Source organism: Streptomyces sp. CAI-85, assembly GCF_013363615.1.
Lineage (GTDB): Bacteria > Actinomycetota > Actinomycetes > Streptomycetales > Streptomycetaceae > Streptomyces > Streptomyces antibioticus_B.
This window is the reverse complement of record NZ_JAANNX010000015.1, coordinates 104,802-130,866: the sequence shown is the minus strand read 5'-3', so window position 1 is coordinate 130,866 and position 26,065 is coordinate 104,802. Positions and strand designations below refer to the sequence as shown.

Sequence of the window (26,065 nt, the reverse complement as noted above, 5' to 3'; positions counted from 1 at the left end):
GCACGGAGGCACGACGAAGGCCCCGGCATCCGGCGTCGTAGAGACGCCGGGGCCGGGGCCTTCGCGGTGCGGGACCTGGTGTGTGCGTACCGGTGGTCCCGCCGTTCCCGGAGGTCAGCCGCCGGTCAGCGGGCGGGCCGTGGAGGCCGTGCCGCGCGGCAGCCGGTCGGGATGGGCCAGGCGGTCGGGGTGCGGTGGCCGGCGGCTGCCGACCGGGGTGACCGGGCTGCGCTCCGAACGGCTGGTGTGCGGGCCCGGGGCGAGATAGACGGGGGAGCGGGCCGGACGGGCCGCGGTGAGCGACTCGCGGGCCGCCGTGGTCTCGTCCTGGACCGCGCCGCGGGGCGGGAACGGGACGGCGACCGGGACGGGTGCCGGGAACGTGCCGCGGCCGCGGTCGCGCAGCCGGTCGCGCAGGTCGAGGATCCGGGCCTCGGCGCGGGCGATCAGCGGCTCGCACCAGGGCAGCGCCAGCAGGATCAGCAGACCGGCGGCCCAGCCGAGGACCACGTCGCTCAGCCAGTGCGTGCCGAGGTAGACGGTGGTGAGGCCGACGCCCAGCGAGACCACCGCGGAGAGCGCGGACAGCCAGCGGCGGGCTCTCGGGGTGGAGGCCAGATAGGCCAGGATTCCCCAGGTCACGACCGCGTTGGCGGTGTGGCCGCTGGGGAATATATCGCCGCCCAGACCCATCTCGTTGGAGCCGATGGTGGTGGCGTAGTGCGGTCCGAGACGGCCCATGCCGATCTTCGCGGCGCCGACGGTCAGGTTCAGCAGCAGCAGCGAGACGCCCAGGGTGAGCAGCGGGCGCAGGGTGTGCTGCCGCCAGGATCTCCAGCCCAGCCAGGCGGCGACCATCACCGCGGTGGGGCCGCGCTGGCCGAGCACCACGTAGTAGTCCAGGAAGGCGTGGATCTCGGGCCACTGCTGGTACGGCCGGAAGAACATGACCTGCCAGTCGAGGCGGACCAGCCACGAGGTGATCACCACGAGCCACACGATGGCGAGATAGAAGCCGAGGGTCGCCGAGAACAGCGCGACCCGGTGCCGGCTCATCTTCGGCACATCGATGTGGGCCGGTCGTTCCGGCTCACGGTCGAGCCTTGCGAACACCCGGTCCAGACGGGTGAGGTTTCGTTCGGTACGCACCTAAACGACGTTACAGCGAGTGAGCTGTGAACCCGGCCGATTCCGCGGCTTTGTGATGACGATGTGATGTGGGATTGCTCTCAGAAGGGCGTTAATTCCTGCGAAATCGCTAATGCTCGAACACCCTTCCCTTCAATTCCTTTGATCATTCGGGGGGTTGGTTTTAGTGCGCGTAGGAATTCGTTCACCAGAATCACGGGTTGAATTGCCCGGCCGTACGCCGGGGTCACGGTGGCCCCGAGCCGTTCAGCCACCACGCCCCGTAGACGGCCGACGCCACCGCGATCCCCGCCGCGACCGGCACCGCCCGGGAGGTCCGCAGCCGGGCCAGGGCCAGGGCGAGCGGGAACAGCAGCGGGAAGGCGGGCAGCAGCAGGCGCGGCTTCGAGCCGAAGTAGCTCGACGCGCACAGCGCCAGCGCCAGGACCGCGCCCGAGTACACCAGCAGCGGGAGCGGCTGACGGCCGCGCACACAGACGGCGTACAGCCACAGCAGCAGGGCGACGCCGACGGTCAGGCCGAGACCGGCCAGGGCGGACGGGAAGGACGTGAACTTCTCGGCGACGAAGCGGGCGAAGGCGTACCCGCCGTCGAAGCCGTTGCGCCACCCCGCCTGGACGTCGAGATAGCCGAGCGGGCCGTCGCCGGTCCGGTGGCCGACCCACAGGACGTACCCGGCGGTGCCGAGGGGCGCGAGGAGCATGCCCAGGGCGCGCACGGCCGGACGAGCGCCGTCGGCTTCTCCTTCGCGCGGGAGCCGGGCCTCTGCGGGCCCGCCGGGGGCGTGTACGGAGGTCCGCGCGCCGGACGCGCGCGCCGTGCTGCGGGTGCGCCCGAACGGGGCCGACGGCAGCGCACCCCGCTCCCGCAGGACGGACACCGCCCCCGTCGCCCAGACCGCCGCGACCACCGCGAGCCCCACCGGCCGGGTCAGCCCGGCCAGCGACGCGAGCAGACCCGCGGTCACCCAGCGCCCGGTGAGCAGCGCGTACAGCGACCAGGCGGCCAGCGCCGTGAACAGCGACTCGCTGTACGCCATGGACTGCACGATCCCGACCGGCAGCAGCGCCCACACGGCGACCGCGCAGACCCCGGCCCTACGGCCGTACAGCCGGTCGGCGACCGCGAAGATCCCCCAGGCCGCCGCGAACGAGGCGACCAGCGAGACCACGAAGCCCGCGCCGGCGTACGACAGCGGGGTCACCGCGTGCAGCAGCCGCTCCAGCCACGGCAGCAGCGGGAAGAAGGCGAGATTGGAGTGGACGTCGCCGTTCGGCAGCCGGACCTCGTAGCCGTAGCCGAGCTCGGCCACCCTCGTGTACCAGAGGGAGTCCCAGCGGGCGGTGAGCAGCGTGAACGCGCTCTTGTCGCGGGCGGCGCTCCACACGAAGAGGGCGAGCAGGCCCAGGCCCCGCACGGCTGCGTACGCCAGCAGGGCGGGGGCCGCGCGGCGCAGGGCCGGGCGGCCGGGCGGAGCGGCGCGGGTCTCAAGATCGGTCACGGGCTCGATTATCGGCGGGGGCCCGCGGCGGCCCGTCGGGCGGCCCGGAACGAGTGGCGTACGCCACATGGGTTCCCCGTGGAGTGTGAGAGGTCCGCCACGTGGCCGTGGCGCGAACTCGCGTACGCTGCGTTCCACTCGTGTTCGTTTGCGCGGGCCGGAGACCACCGCTCCTCTCCGGCCGAGCCGCGGGGAGTCCCCACCCCGTGAGCCCGCCGGACCGAGGGACACCTGGGAGGTACGTACATGTCCGGGACGACCACGGCCGCCGCTGGGCTGCGCCGTCGGGCGGCCGGGGCCGGTGCCAACCGCTGGGTCGTGCTCGTGGTGCTCTGCGTCAGCCTGCTCCTGGTCGCCGTCGATGCGACCGTGCTGCATGTCGCGGTGCCCGCCGTCACCGAGGACCTGCGACCCGGCGCCATCGAGCTGCTCTGGATCGTCGACACCTATCCACTCGTCTGCGCCGCCCTGCTGATCCTCTTCGGCACGCTCGGCGACCGCGTCGGCCGCCGAAGAGTCCTGCTGCTCGGCTACGCGCTGTTCGGTGTCGCCTCCGCGCTCGCGGCCTTCGCGCCGAACGCCCAGGTGCTGATCGCCGCGCGGGGGCTGCTCGGCGTCGGCGGTGCGATGATCATGCCGGCCACGCTGTCGATCCTGCGGCACGTCTTCCCCGACCGGCGGGAACGCGCGCTGGCCATCGGCATCTGGAGCGCGGTCGCCGCGGTCGGCGCGGCGGTCGGACCGCTGCTCGGCGGTTTCCTCCTCGAACACTTCTGGTGGGGTTCGGTCTTCCTGGTCAACATCCCGCTGATGCTGGTCAGCCTGCCGGTGGGGCGGCTGCTCCTGCCGGAGTCGCGCGGGTCCGTCGACGGCCCCTGGGACGTGATCGGCGCGCTGATGGCGGCGGCCGGCCTGTTCGCCGTCGTCCTCGGGGTGAAGCGGCTGGGCGGCGGTGAGCTGGACGTCTTCACCGCGGTGCCGCTGGCGGTCGGGGCGGTGCTGCTGGTGCTGTTCGTGCGCCGTCAGCGGCGGCGGAGGTACCCCCTGGTGGATCTGCGGATGTTCGCGCGGCCCGCGTTCAGCACCTCGGTGGGCTGCATCGTGCTCGCCATGCTGGCGCTGGTCGGGCTCGAACTGATCGCCGCGCAGTATCTCCAGCTCGTGCTGGGTCTCTCTCCGCTGGAGACCGGTCTGCGGCTGCTGCCGCTGACCTTCGCGGCGATGGCGGCGGGCCTGGCCGGTGCCAAGCTGCTGCGCCGCTTCGGGCCCCGGCGGATGGTGAGCGGCGGTTTCTGTCTCACGGCCCTCGCGGTGCTGACGCTGACCGCGATGGGCCAGGCGGACAACGCCACCCTGCTGCTGCTCGGCTTCGTGCTGCTCGGGTTCGGCCTGGAGACCACGCTCTTCGCGGCCTACGAGTCGATGCTGAGCGAGGCCCCGCCGGAGCAGGCGGGCGGCGCGGCGGCGATCGGCGAGACCTCGTACCAGCTCGGGGCCGGTATCGGGATCGCCCTGCTCGGAAGCGTCATGAACGCGGCGTACGCGCCCGGACTCAGCTCCGTGCCCGGGGTGCCGGCGTCGGCGTCGGCCTCGGCGGGGCACTCGCTGGGTGAGGCGTACGAGGTCGCCGCACAGCTCGGCGGCCCGGCCGGGGCGGCCCTGCGCCGGGCGGCCCGCGAGTGCTTCGTGCACGGCCTGCATGTCACGCTGCTGGTGAGCGCGGGGCTGCTGCTGCTCGGCGCGCTGATGGCGCTGCGGCTGCCCCGCGTGATGGTCTGCGAACCCCCCACGGCGAAGACCGACCCGGAGCCGGAACGAGAGCTCGGCCTCCCCGCACCCCGAGAGGTCGTGGAGACCCGCGTCTCGGCATAGGCTCCCGCCGACAGGCGGCCGGCGCTGAGGCTCACTGGGGTTTTACGGGCCCCTGCTGTGTCGCGCCGGAGTGTTCTGTGGCGTACCCGGATGGCCTGCGGGCTCCTGCCGTGGCGCCGTGGAGCGGCCCCGCCCGCCATGGTGCGCCGGAGTTCCGAGGCACCGCCGCGGCGTGCCGGCGTTCCGTGGGCCCCGTGCCGGGCGTGCCCGGATGTCCCGAGGCCCCGTGCCGTGGTGTACCCGGATGTTCCGTGCCGCCCCCGTCGTGGTGCACTGGACGTCCCGTGGGGTGCGTCGTAACGTCGGGTGGGCATCGTGACTAGCGGTGCTAGTTTTCGTTTTCGCCGGAGGCTGTCGCATGTCCGCGTCCCCGAAGTCGCCGTTCGACCCCGTCGATCCGCTCGGCATCGACGATCTGCTGGAGCCGGAGGACCTCGCGGTCCGTGACACCGTGCGGAGCTGGGCGGCCGACCGTGTGCTGCCGTACGTCGCCGACTGGTACGAGAAGGGGGAGCTGCCGGGCATCCGGGAGCTGGCCCGGGAACTCGGCGGGATCGGGGCGCTCGGGATGTCGCTCAGCGGCTACGGGTGCGCCGGGGCGAGCGCCGTGCAGTACGGGCTCGCGTGTCTGGAGCTGGAGGCCGCCGACTCCGGGATCCGCTCGCTGGTCTCCGTGCAGGGCTCGCTCGCCATGTACGCGATCCACCGGTTCGGCAGCGAGGAGCAGAAGCGGCGGTGGCTGCCGTCGATGGCCGCCGGTGAGGTCATCGGATGCTTCGGGCTGACCGAGCCCGACCACGGCTCCGACCCGGCCGGGATGCGCAGCTTCGCCAAGCGGGACGGCACGGACTGGGTGCTCGACGGCCGCAAGATGTGGATCACCAACGGCTCGGTGGCCGGTGTCGCCGTGGTGTGGGCGCGGACCGAGGCGGGCGTCCGGGGATTCGTCGTCCCCACCGACACCCCCGGCTTCTCGGCGCCCGAGATCAAGCACAAGTGGTCGCTGCGGGCCAGCGTGACCAGCGAACTGGTGCTGGACGGCGTACGGCTGCCCGCCGACGCCGTGCTGCCCGAGGCCGTCGGGCTCAAGGGCCCCCTCGGCTGTCTGAACCACGCCCGCTACGGGATCGTCTGGGGCGCCATGGGGGCCGCGCGCGCCTGTTTCGAGACCGCCGTCGACTACGCGAAGACGCGCGAGCAGTTCGGGCGGCCCATCGGAGGGTTCCAGCTCACCCAGGCCAAGCTGGCGGACATGGCGGTCGAACTGCACAAGGGGATTCTGCTCGCCCACCATCTGGGGCGGCGCATGGACGCCGGCCGCCTGCGTCCCGAGCAGGTCAGCTTCGGCAAGCTCAACAACGTACGGGAGGCCATCGAGATCTGCCGTACGGCGCGGACGATCCTGGGGGCGAACGGGATCTCGCTGGAGTACCCGGTCATGCGGCACGCGACCAACCTGGAGTCCGTGCTCACCTACGAGGGCACCGTCGAGATGCACCAGCTCGTGCTGGGCAAGGCGCTCACCGGGCTCGACGCCTTCCGCTGACCCGCGCTCACCCCGGAGCGGGGCAGGGCCGGCGAGCGGCCCTGCCTCAGCTCTGGTTGAAGAAGCCGTCCGAGCGGCGGGCCGCCGGATCGCCGCTGACGATCTCCGTGTTGGACGGGGTCAGCAGGAACACCCGGGTCGAGACCCGCTCGATCGAACCACGCAGCCCGAAGATCAGCCCGGCCGCGAAGTCGACGACGCGCTTGGCGTCGGCGGCCTCCATGGCCGTGAGGTTCATGATGACCGGCACGCCCTCGCGGAAGAGTTCGCCGATCGCCCGCGCGTCCCGGAAGCTGTCCGGGGTGACCGTGCCGATCCGGCGGCCCTTCTCCTCGGCCGTGTCCGAGGCGACCTTGACACGGGGGTCGGTCACCCACGCGTCTCCGGAGTCGGTCCCCTCGGAGTAGTCGTCGTCGTAGTAACGCTCGTCATCGTTGTCGTCGACGAGGCCAAGCCAGGCACTCGCCTTGCGCACCGATCCCATGGACGCCTCCTCTCACAGCGGTCTTTTCTGCTTTCCGCATCCCCATGGTCGTCCATGATGCGGATGTCGCGCCAAGTGGATAGACGCCGCGCGGGGGGTTTGTGACGGTACTGGTGCACGGCTCGTACGTCGAGAGCCCGCGTCCCCCAAGGGTCCTACCGTGCACGGCTGCTGACTGAGAGTGAAATATGACTCTTCATGGCGTACGGGTGAAGGTCGGGGCGTACGGGTGAACAGGACGGGCGGTTCCGGGGTGATGATCGGTCGATACGATGCGGCAGCCATGCGCACGTGACAGCAGCTTGCGGTTACCCGCATTTCCATCGTAGAACCCCGGGGGATCGTCGTGTTCGGAATCGTCAGGCCCTGTACCCACCGGCTCGGAGAGGGTCTCAAGGCCCAGTGGATGGCCCATCTGTGCGGCCTCTGTCTCGCGCTGCGCGGGGATCACGGCCAGTTCGCGCGGATCGTCACCAACTACGACGGCCTGCTCATCTCGGTGCTGACGGAGGCTCAGACCGAGCGGACCACGGCCGGCGGGCTGCGGCGTACGGCGGGACCGTGCCCGTTGCGCGGGATGCGCACCGCCTCCGTCGCCCAGGGCGAGGGCGCCCGGCTCGCGGCCGCCGTCTCGCTGGTGCTGGCCTCCGCCAAGGTCCGCGACCACGTCGCCGACGGCGACGGGCTGCTGAGGCGCCGTCCGGTCGCCGTCGCCGCCCGCCGGGTGGCCGCGAGCTGGGGCAGGGCGGGGGAGCGCGGCGGGGCCGCCGTGGGCTTCGACACCGCGATCCTGGTCGACGCCGTGGACCGGCAGGTGGGCATCGAGTCGCTGGCCGGGCCCGGCACTTCGCTGCTGACCGTCACCGAGCCCACCGAGACCGCCACCGCCGCCGCGTTCGCGCACACCGCTGTCCTCGCGGGCCGTCCCGGCAACGCCGTTCCGCTCGCCGAGGCGGGGCGGCTCTTCGGGCGGCTGGCCCATCTGCTGGACGCCGTCGAGGACCGGGAGGCGGACACGGCCGCCGGCGCCTGGAACCCGCTGACCGCGACCGGCACCCCGCTCACCGAGGCCCGGCGGCTCGCCGACGACGCCCTGCACGGCATCCGGCTGGCGCTCAAGGACGTCGAGTTCACCGACCGCCGCCTGGCGCATCTGCTGCTCGCGCACGAGCTGGAACGGTCCGTGGACCGGGCCTTCGGCACCCGCTCCTGCGGCCACGCGCACGGCCCCGACGGCGCCTTCGGGCCCCCGACCGGCCCCTACGCCCCGCACGACCCGCAGCAGCCGGGTGGTCCCGGCATGCCCGGCAACCCCTTCGGGGGCGAGCCGCCGCACCGGGACAGGCGCGGACTGCTCGCCGGATGCGCCGTCGCCCTCGGGCTCTTCTGCACCTGCCAGGTGTGCTGCGCCGACCAGTACGAGGGCCCCTGGTCGCGCAGGAGGCGGGAAGGCTGGTGCGGCGACTGCTGCAACTGCGACGGCAACTGCTGCGAGTGCGGCAACTGCTGTGACGGGTGCGACTGCTGCGACGGCTGCTGCTGCGACTGCTCGTGCTGACCCGGTGAGCAATCGGCGGCCCGCGGCCGTATCTCCTGTTCGAGGAGACGGACACCGCGCGGCCGCCGAGGCCGGGTGCGTGCCGTCTCGGCTCGTCGCGGCGCGAAAGGAGCGGGGCCATGTCCGGGTGTGCGGACGACAGCGTGCCCGTCGCCCTGAAGATCGTGGTGAGCGGGGGCCTCGGGGTGGGCAAGTCGGCCTTCGTCGGGGCCGTCTCCGAGATCGAGCCGCTCGGCACGGAGGCCCCGCTCACCCAGGTGCCGGTGGACATCGGTCCGGTGGACATCGGGCCGGCGGACGGCGCGGAACACCGGGCGACCACCACCGTCGCCCTCGACTTCGGGCGCATCACCTTCGGCCCGGCCATCACCCTCTACTTGTTCGGCACGCCCGGGCAGTCCCGGTTCCGGTTCCTCTGGGACGACCTGGTGGACGGCGCCCTCGGCACGGTGGTGCTCGCGGACCCGCGGCGGATCGAGGAGTGCGCCTGGGCCGTCGACTACGTCGAGGCGCGCGGGGCGCCGTACGTCCTCGCCGTCAACCGGTTCGACGGCGCCGAGCGGACCGGCCCGGAGGAGGTCCGCTCGGCGCTGGGGCTGGGCGCCGAGGTGCCCGTGCTGGAGTGCGACGCCCGCAGCGCCGACTCCGTACGGGAGGTGCTGGGCGCCCTGATGACCCGGGTGATCGGGGTCGGCGGCGACGGCCCCGGGCGGCGGCCCGTGGCCGTGCGCTGACCCGACCGCCGGCGCACGGCCACGGACGCGGTCAGGAGGTGCCGATCTCCGGCGGGGAGATCTCCGACTTGGTCAGCGCCGAGTCCGTCGTCCCCCACTTCTTGAGGATCTTGGCGTAACTGCCGTCCTCGATCAGCCTGTTGACTGCGGCCTGGAAGGCCGGGGCCAGCTTCGTGCCCTTCTTGAAGGCGAAGCCGACGTCCAGACGGTGGAACTCGTTGAGGAACTTCACGCCCTCCTGGTGGTCCACCGCGTAGCGCAGGCCGTTGATGGTGGACATCACCACATCGCTGCGGCCCTGCTGGAGCGAGGACCAGATGGCCCCCTGCTCGCTGTAGGTCTGCACGCCGTACGCCTTCTTCCCGGCGTCGGCGCAGACGTGCTTGTTCTCCTCCAGCGTGGCCTCGAAGGTGGTGCCGGCGCCGGTGGCGATGTTCAGACCGCAGAGCTGCTTGAGGTCGGTCACCTCGCCGAGCTTGCTGTCCGCGCGGGTGGCGAAGCCCTGGCCGTCGTTGATGTAGGTGACGAAGTCGATCGTCTTCAGACGCTCGGTGGTGACACCGAAGTTGCTGACGCCGAGGTCGTACTTGCCGCTGTCCAGCGCGGGCAGGATCGCCTCGAAGCTCGCCTGCTGCGTGTCGACCTCGATGCCCAGCACGTTCGCCACGGCCTCGGTGAAGTCGACGTCCTGGCCGGCGAGCGTCTTGCCGTCCTCCAGGAAGCTGGTGCCGGGCGGGGTGCTGCCGATGCTGATGCCGACGGTCACCTCGGTCACCCCGGACGGCAACAGGGCGGCGGCCGCCGGGTCCTTGCGGATCGCCGAGACGACGTCCTGGGTGGGGATCGCGTCCGACTTCGCCGCCGTCTGCTCCTTGTCGTCTCCGGACGAGCCGGAGCCGCAGGCGGTGAGCAGCAGGGTCACCGAGGTGATCAGGGCGAAGGGGGTGAAAACGCGGGAACGGGCACGCGAAGGCATACGCATGAGGTGCGGTCTCCTGGCGGCAGAGTGAGCAACAGGGAGCAACGGCAAGGCAGAAGAAGGGGTGTGCGCGAGGGGAGGGGTGCGCGTGTGAAGGCGGGGGGAGAACGCGAAACGCGCCCGTCCGGTCAGCGGATCGAGGCGCGCAGGGGGTCAGCTCAACAGGAAGAGGACCACACTCGACCGAAGTCGATGTGGGAGCGTGTGACCAGCCACTGCTGCGGATGCATGGGCCAAGTGGAACAGGTCCCCGGTTACCCGTCAACCGAGTTGAGATGTACGGCTCACAGTGTGGACAGCCTTGGCAGCGACGGGAAACGCCACCGTACTCTCGCTGTACGGCCCTGCTGAGGGGCTCGGCCGTAACTGCGCCGCGCGGCGCTCCGGCGCCTGGTGCGCCCGGTGTGTGAAGGCACCGACCCGTGTTCGACCTGACGCATCACGGAGCCTTCACATGTCTTCCGACACCCTCGCCAAAGCACCCGCGGCACCGGATCTGCCACGCGACACGGACACCCTGCCGATCGTCCCCCGACGCCGGTTCGGCCAGTGGGCCGCCGCCGTCGCCGTTCTTGTCCTCCTCGCGCTCGCCGTCAACTCGGTGCTGCGCAACGAGGCGTTCCGCTGGGACGTCGTCGCCGACCACTTCACCTCCGACGCGGTGCTGCGCGGACTGTGGCTCACCCTGTGGCTGACGGCGGTGGTGATGGCGCTCGGGTTCGCGCTCGGCACCCTGCTCGCCGCCGCCCGGCTCTCCGCCAACCCGGTGCTCAGAAGCGTCGCCTGGGGATACGTCTGGCTCTTCCGGTCCATCCCGATCCTGGTGCAGCTCCTGCTCTGGTTCAACATCGGGGCGCTCTACCCGCAGGTGTTCGGGGTGCGCACCGTCGACCTGTTCACACCGATCGTCGTCGCGGTCATCGGACTCACGCTGCACGAGGCCGCCTACGCCGCCGAGGTGGTGCGCGGCGGGATCCTCTCCGTCGACCGCGGACAGATCGAGGCCGCGCAGGCGCTCGGGCTGAGCCGGTGGCGCCGCTGGTGGCGGATCGTGCTGCCGCAGGCCATGCGCGCCATCGTGCCGCCGGCCGGGAACATGCTGATCGGCACCCTCAAGGGCACCTCCATCGTCAGCGTCATCGCCGTCCAGGACCTGCTGTTCTCCGTGCAGCTCGTCTACCACCGCACCTACCAGGTCATCCCGCTGCTGATGGTGGCCACCGTCTGGTACACCGTCGTCACCTCGGTGCTCAGCGTCGGCCAGTACTACGTCGAGCGGCACTACGCGCGCGGGACGGGGACCGCGCGATGAGGCAGTCCCTGGTGATCGTCGGGGCCGGTCCGCGGGGGACCGGTCTGATCGAGCGGATCGCCGCCGGAGCGCCCGAACTGTATGCGGGCGAGGGCCTCGACATCCATCTCGTGGACCCGCATCCGCCGGGCGCCGGGCGCATCTGGCGGGCCGCGCAGTCCCCGCTGCTGTGGATGAACTCGCACGCCGAGGACGTCACCATGTTCACCGACGAGACGGTGACCATGGACGGGCCGGTGCGCCCCGGGCCCACGCTCCACGAATGGGCCGGCGTCGACGGACGCCTCTTCGCCGACCGGCAGCTCCAGGGCGCCTATCTGCGCTGGGTCCATGAACAGGCCGTCGCCGCGCTGCCCCCGCAGATCACCGTCCATCACCATCCGCGCCGTGCGCTGCGGGTGAGCGGGCCGCGTCTGGGCCGCCAGCGGGTGTGGCTGGAGGGCGAGCCCCGGCCGCTCCTCGCCGACCTCGTCGTCCTCACCCTCGGCCATCTCGACGCCGAACTGGACGACGAGCAGCGGGAGTTGGCCGCCTACGCCGATACGCACGGGCTCACCCATCTGCCGCCCGACTTCACCGCCGACAGTGATCTGTCCGCGCTGCGGCCCGGCGAACCCGTCCTGGTGCGCGGCTTCGGTCTCGCCTTCGTCGACCTGATGGTGCTGCTCACCGAGGGCCGCGGCGGCCGCCACGAGGGGGACACCTACATCCCCTCCGGTCAGGAGCCGGTGCTGTACGTGGGATCGCGGCGCGGAGTGCCGTACCACTCGAAGATCGGCTACGACTGGACGGGGGAGCGGCCGCCGCTGCCGAGGTTCCTGGGGCCCGCCGAGATCGACGCGCTGCTGGCCCGGCCCGGCGGACACGATTTCCGGCGGGACGTCTGGCCGCTGGTGGAGAAGGAGTTGGGCTTCGCGCACTACCACCGGCTGTTCACCGCCCACCCCGAGCGCACGGCGATGGCCTGGACGGACTTCGAGGAGAAGTACGCGGCCGGGGCCGGGGCGGCCGAGCGGGAGGCCCTGGTCGCCGCCGCCGTGCCCGACCCGCGCGACCGGCTCGACCTCGCCGCCCTCGACCGCCCGCTGGACGGTCTGCGCCACACCTCCCACGAGGAGTTCCAGGACGCCCTGCGCGCCTACGTCGAGAACGACCTGGGCCGCCGCCATGACCCGGCGCACAGTGCCGACCTGGGTGTCTTCCTCGGACTGCTGTCCGTCTACGGGCAGTTGGTGCGGCTCGGCGATCTCGGCTCCTCCTGGCACGGGTTCTTCAGCTACCTCGCCTCGGGGCCGCCGGGTCCCCGGCTGCGGCAGTTGCTCGCGCTCTCCCGGGCGGGCGTGGTGCGGTTCGTCGGCGCCGACATGACCGTACGGGCCGAGGACGGGGTGTTCCGGGCGTCGAGCCCGACCGTGCCCGGCCATGTCGTGGAGGCCCGGGCGCTCGTGGAGGCCCGGCTGCCCGAACCCACCCTGCGGCGTGCCCTCGACCCGCTGCTGCGCGAACTGCACGCCGAGGGCGCCGGGGAGACCGCGGACGGTCTGCTCCGGGTGGACCGGACCGACGGCCGCGTCCTGGACCGGGACGGCCGCCCGCACCCGCGGCGCTTCGCGCTCGGCCCGCACACCGACGCCCGTACCCCGGGCGCCTTCACCCGGCCCCGGACCGGCGGGCCCGCCTTCCGGCAGAACGACGCCACCGCGCGGGCCGTCCTGGTGTTCCTGCGGGACCTCGGCACCGAAGCCGTCGCGTGATGAGCGAGACGCGCGCGACGCGTGCCGTGCGTGATGCGCGTGACGTGCGTGATGCGCGCGTGAGGCGAACCCCCCACCAGCAGAAGGAATCCCCGCGATGAGCGTCATGGTCGACATCAGGTCCGTGCACAAGAGCTTCGGCTCGCTGGAGGTGCTCAAGGGCATCGACCTGTCGGTGTGCGCCGGCGAGGTCACCGTCGTCCTCGGTCCTTCCGGCTCCGGCAAGTCCACCCTGCTGCGCACCATCAACCATCTGGAGAAGGTGGACCGGGGCGCGATCAGCGTCGACGGCGCGCTGATCGGCTATCGCAGAGTGGGGGACAAGCTCCACGAACTGTCCGAGCGCGAGGTGCTGCGGCAGCGCACCCGGATCGGGTTCGTCTTCCAGAACTTCCATCTGTTCCCGCACCTCACGGTCCTCGACAACGTCGTCGAGGCACCGGTGTCCGCGCTCAAGCGGCCCCGCCGGGTCGCGGTGGAGCGCGCGCGCCGGCTGCTGGACCGGGTGGGGCTCGCCGACAAGGCCGACGCCTACCCCCGTCATCTGTCCGGCGGTCAGCAGCAGCGGGTCGCCATCGCGCGGGCGCTCGCGCTGGAGCCGAAGCTGCTGCTCTTCGACGAGCCGACCTCCGCGCTCGACCCCGAACTGGTGGGCGAGGTCCTCGACGTCATCCGGGACCTGGCCGGGCAGGGCACCACGATGATCGTCGTCACGCACGAGATCGGCTTCGCCCGCGAGGTCGCCGACACGGTGGTCTTCATGGACGACGGCCGGATCGTCGAACAGGGCCCGCCGGGCGAGGTCCTGGACCGGCCGCGCGAGGACCGCACCCGGGCGTTCCTCTCCAAGGTCCTCTGAGATGGCGTCCGCACCCGGCCGGGGCCTGCTGCATCTGGCCGCCGCCGTCGACCTGCCCGGCGCGTACGACGCCGAGCCGTACGTGGAACTGACGCGGCTCGCCGAGCGCGGCGGGCTGGACTTCGTGACGCTGGACGACACCTTCGCCCGGCCGGGACCCGACGCGACGGCCGTCCTCGCCCGGGTGGCGCCCGCCACCCACCGGGTCGGCCTGGCGCCCACCGTCGCCGCCGCCGACCCGGACCGCGCGCGGGCGGCGATCACCACGCTGGACTGGATCAGCCGGGGGCGGGCGGGCCGGTGGATCGACCTCGCCGCCGAGGACGGCGAACGGGAGGCGGGGTCCGCTCCGCCCGGGGAACGGCCGGTGCTGGTCGTCGACGCCACCGAGGAGGCCGTACGCCGGGCCGCCGCCCGCCACGCCGATGTGGCGCTGGTGCGGGTGACGAGCCCCGCGCAGGCCCGTGCCGTGCGCGAGCAACTGCGGTCCGACGCAGCGGAGTTCGGCCGGGATCCGGGCGGGCTGCGGATCCTGGTCAGCCTGCTCGTGGACCTCGGGGCCGGCGAGCACGCCGCCGAACCGGGCCACGGCGGGGGCGGCCCCCGGCCCACCCCGCGGGGCCCGCTCTACCGCGGCGGCCCCGTCGACCTCGCCGAACTGATCGTCTCCTGGCACCAGGAGGGCACCGCCGACGGCTTCCACCTCATTCCCGTCGAACCCCACCGTGATCTGGAACGCCTGGTCAACGGCACGGTCGCGCTCCTCCAGCACCGCGGACTGTTCCGCACCTTCTACCCGGGCAGCACCCTGCGCGAGCACCTCGGCCTGACACGGACGAACACCGGGCCGCGCACTCCGAGAAAGGACTCACTTCTATGACGACGGACGCGGCAGCCGCGGCAGCCTCCTGGCGGCGGTGGCACGAGGACCGTACCGCCGCGGTCGCGGCACCCTACGGGCCGCTCGCGCTCGCCGGCACCTGGTGGCTGGAAGACCATCCGGAGGGGCGACTTCCGGACATCCCCGGGACCTGGGTGGCCGAAGGGGAGGATGTGGTGCTCACCGCGGCCGAGGGCGACGGGCTGAGCGTGGACGGAAAGCCGTTCGCCGGGACCGTACGGCTCGGTGCCGACACCGGACCGGCGGAGGCGTCCCGGGTCGCGCTCGGCGGACGGCGGCTGGTGGTCCTGGTGCGCGAAGAGGTCTGGGGCGTACGCGACTTCGACCCGGACGCCGAGGCCAGGCGCCGGTTCGCCGGGATCGAGGCCACCCCGCACGAGGACCGCTGGTCGGTGCCGGCCCGCTTCACCCCGTACGCCGAGGACCGCGTCGTCCGGGTGCCGAACGCCGACGGGCGGGAGCGCGGGCTCGGCCTCGGCGGGGAGGTCGTCTTCACCCTCGACGGGCGGGAGCACGGCCTCCGGGTCGCGGTGCAGGGCGACGGTTCGCTGTGGGCGGTGTTCGCCGACGCCGGGAGCGGGGTGAGCAGTCATCGGTTCCGGTTCCTGTACCCCGAGGCGCCGGACGCGGAGGGGCGGACGACGGTCGACTTCAACCGGGCCGTCCTGCCGCCGTGCGCCTTCTCCGACGCCTTCATCTGCCCGTTCCCGCCGCCGGGGAACACGCTGCCGGTGGAGATCGGGGCGGGGGAGCGCACTCTGCGCTGACCTTCCGCCGGCCTTGCGCCGAGCCCGCGCCCACGCCGCGCCGCGCCCGTGTCCACGCCGTGCCGATCGCGCGTCGGCCCGGCGTGGGCGGGCCCGGCTCCCGTGTCCGTTCCCGAGGCCGGCGGCCGAAAGGTGCCCTTGCGCCTACCGGCCGTTCGGCCGAATACTCCCCCTCAGTGCTTGTCAGGTTCACGGTATGTCCGGAATCCGGGCGAACCCGCGGCCCTGGCTGCGCCTCACGGGCCCCGACCCCACGCGGGCCCCCGAATTCCCCTGGGAGGGAACGACACGTGAGGATCAAGCGCACCACCCCCACCAGTGGCATCACGAGACGGAGCCGGCTGATCGCCGTCACCACCGGCCTCGTGGCCGCGGCCGCCTTCGCCATCCCCCACGCGAACGCGGCGGACTCCCCCACCTTCAGCACCGCCCAGCTCAAGAGCGCGGGCGACGCGGTGCTCCAGGCCGACATCCCGGGCACCGCCTGGGCCGTCGACGCCAAGACCAACCGGCTTCTGGTGACCGTCGACAGCACGGTCTCCGACGCCGAGATCGCCCGGATCAAGGAGCAGGTGGGCGGCAACGCCGACGCGCTCACGATCAAGCACACCCCGGGCAAGTTCAACAAGCTGATCGCCGGCGGCGACGCCATCTACGGCGGCGGCTACCGCTGTTCGCTCGGCTTCAACGTGGTCAGCGGGAGCACCTACTACTTCCTGACCGCGGGACACTGCGCCGAGGTGGCCTCGACCTGGTACTCCAACTCCGGTCAGAGCACCGTGCTGGGCACCAACAGCGGCTACAGCTTCCCGACCAACGACTACGCGCTGGTCCGCTACACCAACTCCTCGGTCGCCAAGTCGGGCACCGCGGGCAACACCGACATCGTCAGCGCCGGCAACGCCAGCGTCGGCCAGTCGGTCATCCGGGACGGCTCCACGACCGGTATCCACACCGGCCGGGTGACCGCCCTGAACGCCACGGTCAACTACGGCGGCGGCGACGTGGTCTACCAGATGATCCAGACCAACGTCTGCGCCGAGGGCGGTGACTCCGGCGGCGCCCTCTACACCTCCGGCGGTGTCGCGCTCGGTCTGACCTCGGGCGGCAGCGGCAACTGCACCACGGGCGGCACGACCTTCTTCCAGCCCGTGACCGAGGCCCTGAGCCGCTACGGCGTCAGCGTCTTCTGATCCCTGAGGATCCGGCCCGGCCGGCCATGGGTGAGCCCTCGCACGCAACCGGCGTGCGGGGGCTCACCCTTGCCCGACGGCCGCGGGCACTTTCGGGGGTGACACCGGATCTCCCCGGTGGTGAAGGGGGGTGAAGGTGCGGAGGGCGCGCGGTGGTCACCCTGTGCGCCTCCTCGGGTCGACCTTGTGTGCTCCCTGTGCAGTTGGGAAGAGTGGCTGCCCGTCAACCATCCTTCCGGCCCGTTCGGTTTCTTTGACCGACCGGCCGATCCCCCACAGGAGGACGCGAGTTGAAGCATCGATGCATACCCCGGCGACGGGCCGCCGTGACGGCCGCGGGCATAGCCGCGCTCGTCGCCGCGGGAGTCACCTTCCAGACTGCGAACGCCAGTGAGCCCGCCGGGACTTCACGGCCCACCACGCTCTCGGCGCTCGCCGCCGGACAGCTCGCCTCGACCCTCGGCGCGGATCTCGGCGCCGACGCGGCGGGCACCTACTACGACGCGAAGAGCCGCAGCCTCGTCGTGAACGTGCTCGACGAGAGTGCCGCCCGGGTCGCCGAGGCGGCCGGGGCCCGCGCCAGACTCGTCCAGAACTCCCTCGCCGAGCTGAAGAGCGCCCGGGCGACCCTCGCGGACGACGCGGCCGTGCCCGGCACCGCCTGGGTGAGCGACCCGCGCACCAACAAGGTCGTCGTCACCGCCGACCGCACCGTCTCCGACGCCGAGTGGGCCCAGCTCACCGAGGTGGTCGAGGGACTCGGCAAGAAGGCCGAACTGCGGCGCACCAAGGGGGAGTTCAAACCCTTCGTGGCCGGCGGCGACGCCATCACCGGCGGCGGTGGCCGCTGCTCGCTCGGCTTCAACGTGGTCAAGGGCGGCGAGCCGTACTTCCTGACCGCGGGGCACTGCACGGAGTCCATCTCGACCTGGTCGGACTCCTCGGGCACCGAGATCGGCACCAACGAGACCTCCAGCTTCCCCGGTGACGACTACGGCCTGGTCAAGTACACCGCCGACGTCGCCCATCCGAGCGAGGTGAACCTCTACAACGGCTCCACGCAGGCCATCACCGGCGCCGCCGAGGCCACCGTGGGCATGAAGGTCACCCGCAGCGGCTCCACCACCCAGGTCCACTCCGGCACGGTCACCGGTCTGGACGCCACCGTGAACTACGGCAACGGCGACATCGTCAACGGCCTGATCCAGACCGACGTCTGCGCCGAGCCCGGCGACAGCGGCGGCTCGCTCTTCTCGGGCAGCAGCGCGGTCGGCCTGACCTCGGGCGGCAGCGGCGACTGCACCTCGGGCGGGGAGACGTTCTTCCAGCCGGTGACGGAGGCACTGTCGGCGACCGGGACCCAGATCGGCTGACGCTCCGCAGCATGTAAGGCTTTTGTGGAGGTCCCGCCCCGCGCGCGAGGGGCGGGACCTCGGCGTGTACGGGGTTCAGGCGGGTGTCCGGCGCCGGTCGCGTACGGCGGCCGCCAGCAGGGTGAGGGCGACCCCGCCGACCGCCCACGCCGACAGGACGAGCAGCGAGGCGGTCATGTCGTTGCCCTCGAAGTAGGCGAGGGAGCGCGCCGACCAGGTGCCCGCGCCCGGGGGCAGCGCCGGGCCGATCGCCTTCCAGAACGGCGGCAGCAGCGGCGGTGGCAGGGCGCCGCCCGCGCTCGGGTTGCCCAGGATCACCACGAGCAGGATGGCCAGCCCGATCCCGGCGAGCCCGAAGAGGCCCTGGAAGGCCAGGGTCGCCGCGCCCACCGCGAAGACGATCAGCGTGCCGAGCCCCCACAGGGCGGCGAGGCTGCCTGGCAGGGCGCCCAGGACGGGTCCGACGATCAGCGCGCCGCCCAGTCCGGCCACCAGCGCGACGACGGCCATGGAGGCAAGGCGGATCACGGCGCGCCGGGGGGTGGAGCGGGTCGCGCCCGAGCTGATCGTCATGATCGACGCGCAGAGATAGCCGCCCACGCACCAGCCGACGGTCACATAGAAGGACGACAGTCCGTTGGCGTCCTGGCTGTCGGCGGGGGCCACGTCGACGGTGCGGACCGTGCGCGCCTCGGACTTGGTCAAGGTGGTGACGAGCGACTCCAGGGTGGCGGCCAGCACCCGTCCGCCGCCGGTGGCGACGAGCAGGGTGTCGGTGGTGCCGGACGGGTCGACGATCAGGGCGCCGTCGATGCTCCGGTCCATGATCTGCGCGCGGGCGCTCGCCCGGTCGGCCACCACACGCGGGTCCAGGGGGTCGCCGGGCAGCCGCTCCAGACGGGTGACCGTCTGCTGGGCGGTGACCTGGGGCGCGACGACTCCGAAGGGCACGTCCTTGGGCCGCGGGTCGTGCAGCGCGCCGACGTAGGAGGCGATGAACAGCAGGGAGAGCGCGACCACGCCGATGACCAGGAGGGTGGCCCGGGGGGTGACGGCGTCCTTCACCTCGTCCAGGAAGGAGGGGGAGGGCGGGGGAGGAGAAGGGGCGCCGGTGCTCTGTGTCATGTCCCCACGGTCCGGGTGGGCGGTCGTTCCCGCAGGTGGGAGGCGCCCGAACGGCTGTCGTACAGATGTTCGGAATTTGGTCTATGGTGGGGGAGGGAGAGTTGGGAACTGATGTTCGATAGTGGAGGTGTGGATGCCCGGCTTCACACATCTGCACACCGTCTCCGGGTTCTCCCTGCGGTACGGCGCCTCGCATCCGGAGCGGCTGGCCGAGCGGGCCGCCGAGCGGGGCATGGACGCCCTCGCCCTCACCGACCGCGACACCCTCGCCGGTGCGGTCCGCTTCGCCAAAGCCTGCGCGAAGGCCGGAATCCGACCGCTCTTCGGGGTGAACCTCGCGACGGCCCCGCCCGAGCCCTCCCCCCGGGAGAGGCGCCGTGTCCCCGTGCGCGGCGGTGCCTTCGTCGACGAGTCGGCCCCCCGGGTCACCTTCCTCGCCCGCGACGGCGCCCGCGGCTGGAGCGACCTGTGCCGGCTGGTGACCACCGCCCACGCCGACGCGGCCGCGCCCACCCCCCTGCTGCCCTGGTCCGGCAACCACGGTGACGCGCTGACCGTCCTGCTCGGACCCGCCTCCGACGTCGGCCGCGCCCTCGCCGCGGGCCGCCCGGACCGGGCCGCGAGGCTGCTCGCCCCCTGGCGCGAGACCTACGGCGACGCCCTGCGGCTGGAGGCCGTCTGGCACGGCCGTACCGGCACCGGCCCCGGCTCCCTGCGGCTGGCCGCCCGCACCGTCGGCTTCGCCGCCGAACAGCGGATCCGGCCGGTGCTCAGCAACGCCGTCCGCTACGCCGACCCCGGCCAGGGCCCGGTCGCCGACGTGCTGGACGCCGCCCGCCGGCTCGTCCCCGTCGACCCGGCCGGGGAACTCGACTCCGGGGCGGCGTGGCTGAAGGACGCGCCGGCCATGCTCGCGGCGGCGGAGCGGATCGTGGAGGCCGCGGGCTTCCGCCGGGACACCGCCCACCGGCTGCTGGAGCAGACCCGGGCGAGCGCCGCCGCGTGTCTGGTCGACCCGGAGGACGACCTCGGCATGGGCGCCGTCCACTTCCCCGAACCGCATCTCGTCGGCGCGGGCCGGCGCACCGCCCAGCGGGCGCTGGCCTCACGGGCGGCGGCGGGCATGGTGCGACGCGGCTACGACCGCTCGGCGGGGGCCCGGCGGTACTGGGAGCGGATGCACCACGAGCTGGACGTCATCGCCCACCACGGCTTCGCCTCCTACTTCCTGACGGTCGCTCAAGTCGTCGACGACGTAAGGGACCTGGGCATCCGGGTCGCCGCGCGCGGCTCCGGCGCGGGCTCCCTGGTCAACCATCTCCTCGGCATCGCCCACGCCGATCCGGTCGAGCACGGGCTGCTGATGGAGCGCTTCCTGTCCAAGGAGCGGGTGGTGCTGCCCGACATCGACATCGACGTGGAGTCCGCGCGCCGGCTGGAGGTCTACCGGGCGGTCATCGGCCGCTTCGGCACCGAGCGGGTCGCCACCGTCGCGATGCCGGAGACCTACCGGGTGCGGCACGCCGTCCGGGACGTCGGCGCGGCGCTGTCCATGGACCCCGCCGAGATCGACCGGATCGCCAAGTCCTTCCCGCACATCCGCGCCCGCGACGCCCGCGCCGCGCTGGAGGAACTGCCCGAACTCCGGGAGCTGGCGGGGGAGAAGGAGAGGTACGGCAGGCTCTGGGAACTGGTCGAGGGCCTGGACGCGCTGCCGCGCGGGGTCGCCATGCACCCGTGCGGGGTGCTCCTGTCCGACGCCTCCCTGCTCTCCCGTACGCCGGTGGTGCCGACCAGCGGCGAGGGGTTCCCCATGGCGCAGTTCGACAAGGAGGACGTGGAGGACCTCGGGCTGCTCAAGCTGGACGTGCTGGGGGTGCGGATGCAGTCGGCGATGGCGCACGCGGTCGCGGAGGTGGCGCGGGCGACGGGGGAGCGGATCGACCTGGACGCGGTCGCGGACGGCGACCCGGCGACGTACCGGCTCATGCGGTCCACCGAGACGCTGGGCTGCTTCCAGATCGAGTCGCCGGGTCAGCGCGATCTGGTGGGGCGGCTCCAGCCGGCCGATTTCCACGATCTGGTGGTCGACATCTCGCTCTTCCGGCCGGGGCCGGTCGCCGCAGACATGGTGCGGCCGTTCATCGAGGCCCGGCACGGGCGGGCGCCCGTCCGCTACCCGCACCCCGACCTGGAGGAACCGCTGAAAGGGACGTACGGGGTCGTCGTCTTCCACGAGCAGATCATCGACATCGTCGCGATCATGACCGGCTGCGGGCGCGGCGAGGCGGACCGGGTGCGGCGCGGGCTGTCCGACCCGGAGTCGCAGGGGCGGATCAAGGTGTGGTTCGCGCAACGCGCGGCGGCCCGCGGCTACGGCGCGGAAACGATTCAGCGCACCTGGGAGATCGTCGAGGCGTTCGGGTCGTACGGCTTCTGCAAGGCGCACGCCGTCGCCTTCGCGGTGCCGACCTATCAGTCGGCGTGGCTGAAGGCGCACCACCCGGCCGCCTTCTACGCCGGGCTGCTCACCCACGACCCCGGGATGTACCCCAAGCGGCTGCTGCTGGCGGACGCGCGGCGGCGGGGGGTGCCGATCCTGCCGTTGGACGTGAACCGGTCGGGCGTCGCCCACCGTATCGAACTGGTGTCTGAATCAGGGGGGTCGGAGGGGTCGGAGGGGTCGGAGGGGTCGGAGGGGTCGGGGAGTTCGAAGGGTTCGGAGAGTCCGAAGGGATCGGAGAGTTCGGAGGGCGCCCCGGGGCGCTGGGGGCTGCGGCTCGCCCTCTCCGATGTGCACGGCATCAGTGAGGCCGAGGCGGCCCGGGTCGCGGACGGGCAGCCGTACGCCTCGCTGCTGGACTTCTGGGAGCGGGCCCGGCCGAGCAGGCCGCTGGCCGGACGGCTCGCCCAGGTGGGCGCGCTGGACGCGTTCGGTGCCAACCGGCGCGACCTCCAACTGCATCTGACCGAACTGCACCGGGGTGCGCGGGGTGCGGGCGGCGGTCAGCTCCCGCTGTCCGGCGGACGGCGGACGGCCTCCGCCGGGCTGCCCGACCTCTCCCCGGCCGAGCGGCTCAGCGCCGAGCTGGGCGTGCTGTCGATGGACACCTCGCGCCATCTGATGGACGACCACCGGGTCTTCCTGGGCGAGCTGGGCGTGGTGTCGGCGCGCCGGCTGCGGGAGACCCGGCACGGGGAGACCGTGCTGGTCGCGGGCGCCAAGGCGGCCACCCAGACCCCGCCGATCCGGTCCGGCAAACGGGTCATCTTCACCACCCTCGACGACGGCACCGGCCTGGTCGACCTGGCCTTCTTCGACGACTCCCACGACGCCTGCGCCCACACCGTCTTCCACTCCTGGCTGCTGCTGGTGCGCGGGGTGGTGCAGCGGCGCGGGCCGCGCAGCCTCAGCGTGGTGGGCGCCGCCGCCTGGAACCTCGCCGAACTCGCCGAACTGCGCGACGGCGGCGGGCTGGACGAGGTGGCGGCCCGGCTGGCGGGGACGGACGGGGCCGAGGGATCCGACGGTGATCCGACCGGCGGCAGGCGCATCCGTCTGTCCACCGGATACGAACTGCATCCATGGGCCGATCTGCGCCCCGCGGGCGAGAACCCCGCGAAGACAAGGAAGTTGTGGCATCAGAGTCCGGGGAGCGCGGGATGACCATCCTCTGTGTACGGTTCGACCTGTCCGCGGCGGGGGCGGCCGTCCTGCCGGAACTGCTCGGTCTGCTGGAGGAGTTCACGCCGGTCGTGGAGGCGCTGCCGCCGGACGGGGCGCTGGCCGATCTGCGGGGCGCCGAACGGTACTTCGGGCGCGGCGCGGTGGAACTGGCGTCGGTGATCCGGGTCCGGGCCCTCGCCCGGTACGGCGTGGACTGCGCGATGGGCGCGGGGCCGGGCCCGATGCTGGCCCGGATGGCGCTGCGGGACGCCCGGCCGGGGGTGACCCGCGCGGTCCCCCGGGAGGGCGGCCGGGACTTCCTCGCCGCGAAGCCGGTCGGCGCGCTGCCCGGCGTGGGCGCCGCCACCGCCCGCACGCTGTGCGAGTACGGCCTCGACACCCTGGGCCGGCTCGCCGACGCGCCCCTGTCCACGGTCCAGCGGCTGGTCGGCGCCCGCACCGGCCGGGATCTGCACGAGAAGGCGAACGGCGTCGACCGGGGCCGGGTCGTCCCGAACGCCGTCGCCGCCTCCCTGGCCACCGAACGCACCTTCGACCGTGACGAGTTGGACCCCGTCCGGCACCGCCGCGCCCTGCTGTCGGCCACCGAGGAACTGGGTACCCGGCTGCGCGCGGTCGAGAAGGTCTGCCGTGTCCTGACCCTCACCGTGCGCTACGCCGACCGCTCGTCCACGGTCCGCAGCCGCACCCTGAGGGAGCCCACCGCGCACTCGTCGGCCCTGACGGCGACGGCGTACGGCCTGTACGAGGCCCTCGGCCTCCAGCGCGCCCGGGTCCGCGCGCTAGCCCTGCGCGCCGAGTCCCTCACCCCCGCCGAATACGCCTCCCACCAGCTCACCTTCGACCCCGCGGACGAGAAGACCCGCCGCGTCGAACAGACCGCGGACCGCATCCGCGCGAAGTTCGGCCCGGGAGCGGTGATACCGGGGGCACTGGCGGCCTGACACACGCCTGCCGGGTGACGGTACGCCGGAAAGGCTGCGTGGCGAACTAACACTGGAAGTTTTTACTGACGCGTAACTTCACACGTCTGCTACTCGTCCGTAACTTGAGGATTGGACATCATCCTCGTGATCCGGATCACAGGGCGCTAGGTCATCGCATTCCCCTTGAGCCGCAAGGAGATCACACGATGCTGCCCTGGAAGCGTGTGCTCAGACCACTCGCCGCACTGCTGCTGGCCGCCGCCGCGGTCACGGTTCCCGCCTCCGCCGCCCACTCCGCACCCGCCGCCGCGACCACGTCGAGCGGCTGGAACGACTTCTCCTGCAAGCCGTCCTCCGCGCATCCGCGCCCCGTGGTGCTCGTCCACGGCACCCTCGCCAACTCGGTCGACAACTGGCTGGTCCTCGCGCCCTACTTGAAGGACCGCGGCTACTGCGTCTTCTCCCTGGACTACGGGCAGCTTCCCGGAGTCCCGTTCTTTCACGCCCTGGGCCCCATAGACAAGTCGGCCGCACAGCTTTCGGCCTATGTCGACAAGGTCCTCGCCGCGACCGGCGCCGCCAAGGCGGACCTCGTCGGGCACTCGCAGGGCGGCATGATGCCCCGCTACTACCTGAAGTTCCTCGGGGGCGCCGCCAAGGTGAACGCCCTGGTCGGCATCGCGCCCAACAACCACGGCACCACCCTCGGCGGCCTGACCAAGCTGCTGCCGTTCTTCCCCGGCGCCGAGGACCTCCTCAACGCCGCCACCCCGGCCCTCGCCCAGCAGGTCGTCGGCTCCGACTTCATGACCAGGCTCAACGCCGGCGGCGACACCGTCCCCGGGGTCCGCTACACCGTCATCGCCACCAGGTACGACGAGGTGGTGACGCCGTACCGGACGCAGTTCCTGACCGGTGACAACGTCAGGAACATCCTCCTCCAGGACCTGTGCCCGCTCGATCTGTCCGAACACGCACTGATCGGGCTGGTCGACAAGATCGCCTTCCACGAGGTGGCCAACGCGCTCGACCCGGCCCGCGCCACCCCCACCACCTGCGCGTCCGTGCTGAGCTGACGGCGGGGGTCCCGCCGGGGCCTGTCCGGCCTGAGCCGCCGGTCAGGCCCCGGAGTCCACAGGGGCGCGGGACGCGTCAGGAGCGCGTCGCGCGCCGCCGCACCGAGGCGAACAGCAGGGCCGAGCCCAGCGCCAGGACGGCCGCGCCGCCCGTCGCGAGGTACATGGTGCTGCTGTCGCCGCCGGTCTCGGCGAGGTTCTTCCCCGCGCCGGCGGCCTTCGGGGCGTTGGGCTCCGCGGCGGCCGGGCTCTCCGTGGCTCCGGCGGCCGCGGAAGGGGTGGGGTCGGTCGTCGTGGTGGCGTCGTCGTCGCCGTGACCGCCGTGCTCGATCGTCGACTTGTCCGCGCCGTCCTCGATCTGCTGCTCCGAAGGGGCGGACGCCTCCGGCGCGGCACCCGGGCCCGAACCGGAACCAGAGCCGGAACCAGAGCCGGAACCAGAGCCGGAACCAGAACCCGAGCCGGAGCCCGAACCGGACCCCGAGCCCCCGCCCGAGCCCCCGCTCGTGGCGCCGCCGAACGCGACGTCCGAGCAGGAGTAGAAGGCCTCCGGGCTGTCCGAGCGCTGCCAGACCGCGTACAGGAGCTGTCGGCCCGAGCGCTCGGGAAGCGTGCCGGAGAACGTGTAGAAGCCGCCCGCCGCGGCCGGGTCGGTGGCCGAGGCCACCGGGTGTTCCAGGTCCAGGTCGGACCAGGCCAGAGGCTGCGCCGGGTCGTAGCCGGCCTTGGTGAGATACACCTTGAAGGTGCCCTTGTGCGGAGCGGTCACCCGGTACTTGAAGGTGTACGATCCGGCGCTCACGCTCGTCGCCGGCCAGTCGGCGCGGGCCAGGTCGAGGCCCTTGAACTCCGCGTTGTTCGCGCTGCACAGCTTGCCGTCCGGGATCAGCTCCTGGTGGCGGCCGTTGGCGTCGCCGATCCGGATGCCGTTCCAGTCGTAGAGCGCCTGTGTCCCGCCGGCCGCGACCGCCGCCCGGCACGCGTCCGACGCCGGGCTCTCGGGACCCTCCGCGTAGCACTGCGCCACCCGGCTCACCGGGTCGCCCATCGAACCGTGCGCGGCCGCCGGCGTGGCGGACAGCGCGGTCAGGGCCAGCGGGGTCAGACCGAGGGCGGTGACGGCGGCGGCCGTGCGGCGTGCGGACATGGGGGAACTCCTCGGAACCGGGACCAGGGTGGTGGGGGCGGCACCTGTGCCGCCCGCCGGAACCAAGAAACCCCGAAAACGGCTGCTGGAGGAGGTCCGGAGCGATCTTTAGGGTGGGCTT

General features: G+C 72.6%; 20 protein-coding genes. 14 read left to right on the top strand and 6 right to left on the bottom strand.

What is annotated here, in order from left to right; genetic code table 11:
• Positions 1-114: 114 nt before the first annotated feature.
• Positions 115-1,149 carry a phosphatase PAP2 family protein gene (locus G6W55_RS19340; protein ID WP_175522102.1) on the bottom strand — a complete coding sequence of 345 codons (1,035 nt, stop codon included), beginning with the start codon at positions 1,147-1,149 and terminating at the stop codon, positions 115-117.
• Between the two features lie 226 nt (positions 1,150-1,375).
• Positions 1,376-2,650: a mannosyltransferase family protein gene (locus G6W55_RS19335; protein WP_175522101.1), complete on the bottom strand. Its 1,275-nt coding sequence runs from the start codon at positions 2,648-2,650 to the stop codon at positions 1,376-1,378.
• A 246-nt stretch (positions 2,651-2,896) separates the two neighbouring features.
• Between G6W55_RS19335 and G6W55_RS19330 the strand changes: the two genes are divergently transcribed.
• Both G6W55_RS19330 and G6W55_RS19325 read left to right on the top strand, forming a co-directional pair.
• Positions 2,897-4,522: an MFS transporter gene (locus G6W55_RS19330; protein ID WP_175522100.1), complete on the top strand. Its 1,626-nt coding sequence runs from the start codon at positions 2,897-2,899 to the stop codon at positions 4,520-4,522.
• A gap of 358 nt (positions 4,523-4,880) precedes the next feature.
• Positions 4,881-6,068 carry an acyl-CoA dehydrogenase family protein gene (locus G6W55_RS19325; protein WP_175522099.1) on the top strand — a complete coding sequence of 396 codons (1,188 nt, stop codon included), beginning with the start codon at positions 4,881-4,883 and terminating at the stop codon, positions 6,066-6,068.
• A 46-nt stretch (positions 6,069-6,114) separates the two neighbouring features.
• On the opposite strand, the gene G6W55_RS19320 is transcribed toward G6W55_RS19325, so the two are convergent.
• Positions 6,115-6,552: a cell division protein SepF gene (locus tag G6W55_RS19320; protein WP_030796367.1), complete on the bottom strand. Its 438-nt coding sequence runs from the start codon at positions 6,550-6,552 to the stop codon at positions 6,115-6,117.
• Between the two features lie 346 nt (positions 6,553-6,898).
• Between G6W55_RS19320 and G6W55_RS19315 the strand changes: the two genes are divergently transcribed.
• Positions 6,899-8,110, top strand: coding sequence for a DUF5685 family protein (locus G6W55_RS19315; protein ID WP_175522098.1), 1,212 nt, complete (start codon positions 6,899-6,901; stop codon positions 8,108-8,110).
• A 119-nt stretch (positions 8,111-8,229) separates the two neighbouring features.
• Entirely contained in the window at positions 8,230-8,844 is a 615-nt protein-coding gene (locus G6W55_RS19310) for an ATP/GTP-binding protein (protein ID WP_175522097.1), read from the top strand.
• Between the two features lie 31 nt (positions 8,845-8,875).
• On the opposite strand, the gene G6W55_RS19305 is transcribed toward G6W55_RS19310, so the two are convergent.
• Positions 8,876-9,826: an ABC transporter substrate-binding protein gene (locus G6W55_RS19305; protein ID WP_175522096.1), complete on the bottom strand. Its 951-nt coding sequence runs from the start codon at positions 9,824-9,826 to the stop codon at positions 8,876-8,878.
• 451 nt (positions 9,827-10,277) lie between these two features.
• On the opposite strand from G6W55_RS19305, the gene G6W55_RS19300 reads away from it, so the two are divergent.
• From G6W55_RS19300 to G6W55_RS19270, 7 genes are all read left to right on the top strand, one after another.
• Complete coding sequence (locus G6W55_RS19300) at positions 10,278-11,135, top strand: amino acid ABC transporter permease (RefSeq protein ID WP_175522095.1); 858 nt, start codon at positions 10,278-10,280, stop codon at positions 11,133-11,135.
• Positions 11,132-12,889, top strand: coding sequence for an FAD/NAD(P)-binding domain-containing protein (locus G6W55_RS19295; RefSeq protein ID WP_175522094.1), 1,758 nt, complete (start codon positions 11,132-11,134; stop codon positions 12,887-12,889). The genes G6W55_RS19300 and G6W55_RS19295 overlap by 4 nt, the downstream gene beginning before the upstream one ends.
• Positions 12,890-12,986: 97 nt before the next feature.
• Positions 12,987-13,748, top strand: coding sequence for an amino acid ABC transporter ATP-binding protein (locus G6W55_RS19290; protein ID WP_303049924.1), 762 nt, complete (start codon positions 12,987-12,989; stop codon positions 13,746-13,748).
• Between the two features lies 1 nt (position 13,749).
• The gene (locus G6W55_RS19285; protein ID WP_175522093.1) at positions 13,750-14,628 is read left to right on the top strand and encodes an LLM class flavin-dependent oxidoreductase; all 879 of its coding nucleotides are present in this window, start codon (positions 13,750-13,752) and stop codon (positions 14,626-14,628) included.
• Positions 14,625-15,416, top strand: coding sequence for a DUF1684 domain-containing protein (locus G6W55_RS19280; protein ID WP_175522092.1), 792 nt, complete (start codon positions 14,625-14,627; stop codon positions 15,414-15,416). Before G6W55_RS19285 ends, G6W55_RS19280 begins: the two co-directional genes overlap by 4 nt.
• 290 nt (positions 15,417-15,706) lie before the next feature.
• Positions 15,707-16,609: a S1 family peptidase gene (locus tag G6W55_RS19275; RefSeq protein ID WP_175522091.1), complete on the top strand. Its 903-nt coding sequence runs from the start codon at positions 15,707-15,709 to the stop codon at positions 16,607-16,609.
• A 290-nt stretch (positions 16,610-16,899) separates the two neighbouring features.
• Complete coding sequence (locus tag G6W55_RS19270; protein WP_175522090.1) at positions 16,900-17,982, top strand: S1 family peptidase; 1,083 nt, start codon at positions 16,900-16,902, stop codon at positions 17,980-17,982.
• 75 nt (positions 17,983-18,057) lie between these two features.
• Here the strand turns inward: G6W55_RS19270 and G6W55_RS19265 are convergent, their stop codons facing one another.
• Complete coding sequence (locus G6W55_RS19265; RefSeq protein ID WP_175522089.1) at positions 18,058-19,107, bottom strand: DUF3533 domain-containing protein; 1,050 nt, start codon at positions 19,105-19,107, stop codon at positions 18,058-18,060.
• A gap of 133 nt (positions 19,108-19,240) precedes the next feature.
• On the opposite strand from G6W55_RS19265, the gene G6W55_RS19260 reads away from it, so the two are divergent.
• The 3 genes from G6W55_RS19260 to G6W55_RS19250 all read left to right on the top strand — a co-directional run bounded on the left by G6W55_RS19260 (position 19,241) and on the right by G6W55_RS19250 (position 24,797).
• Positions 19,241-22,774, top strand: coding sequence for a DNA polymerase III subunit alpha (locus G6W55_RS19260; protein WP_175522088.1), 3,534 nt, complete (start codon positions 19,241-19,243; stop codon positions 22,772-22,774).
• Complete coding sequence (locus tag G6W55_RS19255; protein WP_175522087.1) at positions 22,771-23,739, top strand: hypothetical protein; 969 nt, start codon at positions 22,771-22,773, stop codon at positions 23,737-23,739. The genes G6W55_RS19260 and G6W55_RS19255 overlap by 4 nt, the downstream gene beginning before the upstream one ends.
• A gap of 188 nt (positions 23,740-23,927) precedes the next feature.
• Positions 23,928-24,797, top strand: coding sequence for a triacylglycerol lipase (locus G6W55_RS19250; RefSeq protein ID WP_175522086.1), 870 nt, complete (start codon positions 23,928-23,930; stop codon positions 24,795-24,797).
• Between the two features lie 76 nt (positions 24,798-24,873).
• Here the strand turns inward: G6W55_RS19250 and G6W55_RS19245 are convergent, their stop codons facing one another.
• A complete protein-coding gene (locus G6W55_RS19245) occupies positions 24,874-25,944 on the bottom strand; it encodes a lytic polysaccharide monooxygenase (RefSeq protein WP_175522085.1) in 1,071 nt (356 codons plus the stop codon).
• Between the last annotated feature and the right edge of the window lie 121 nt (positions 25,945-26,065).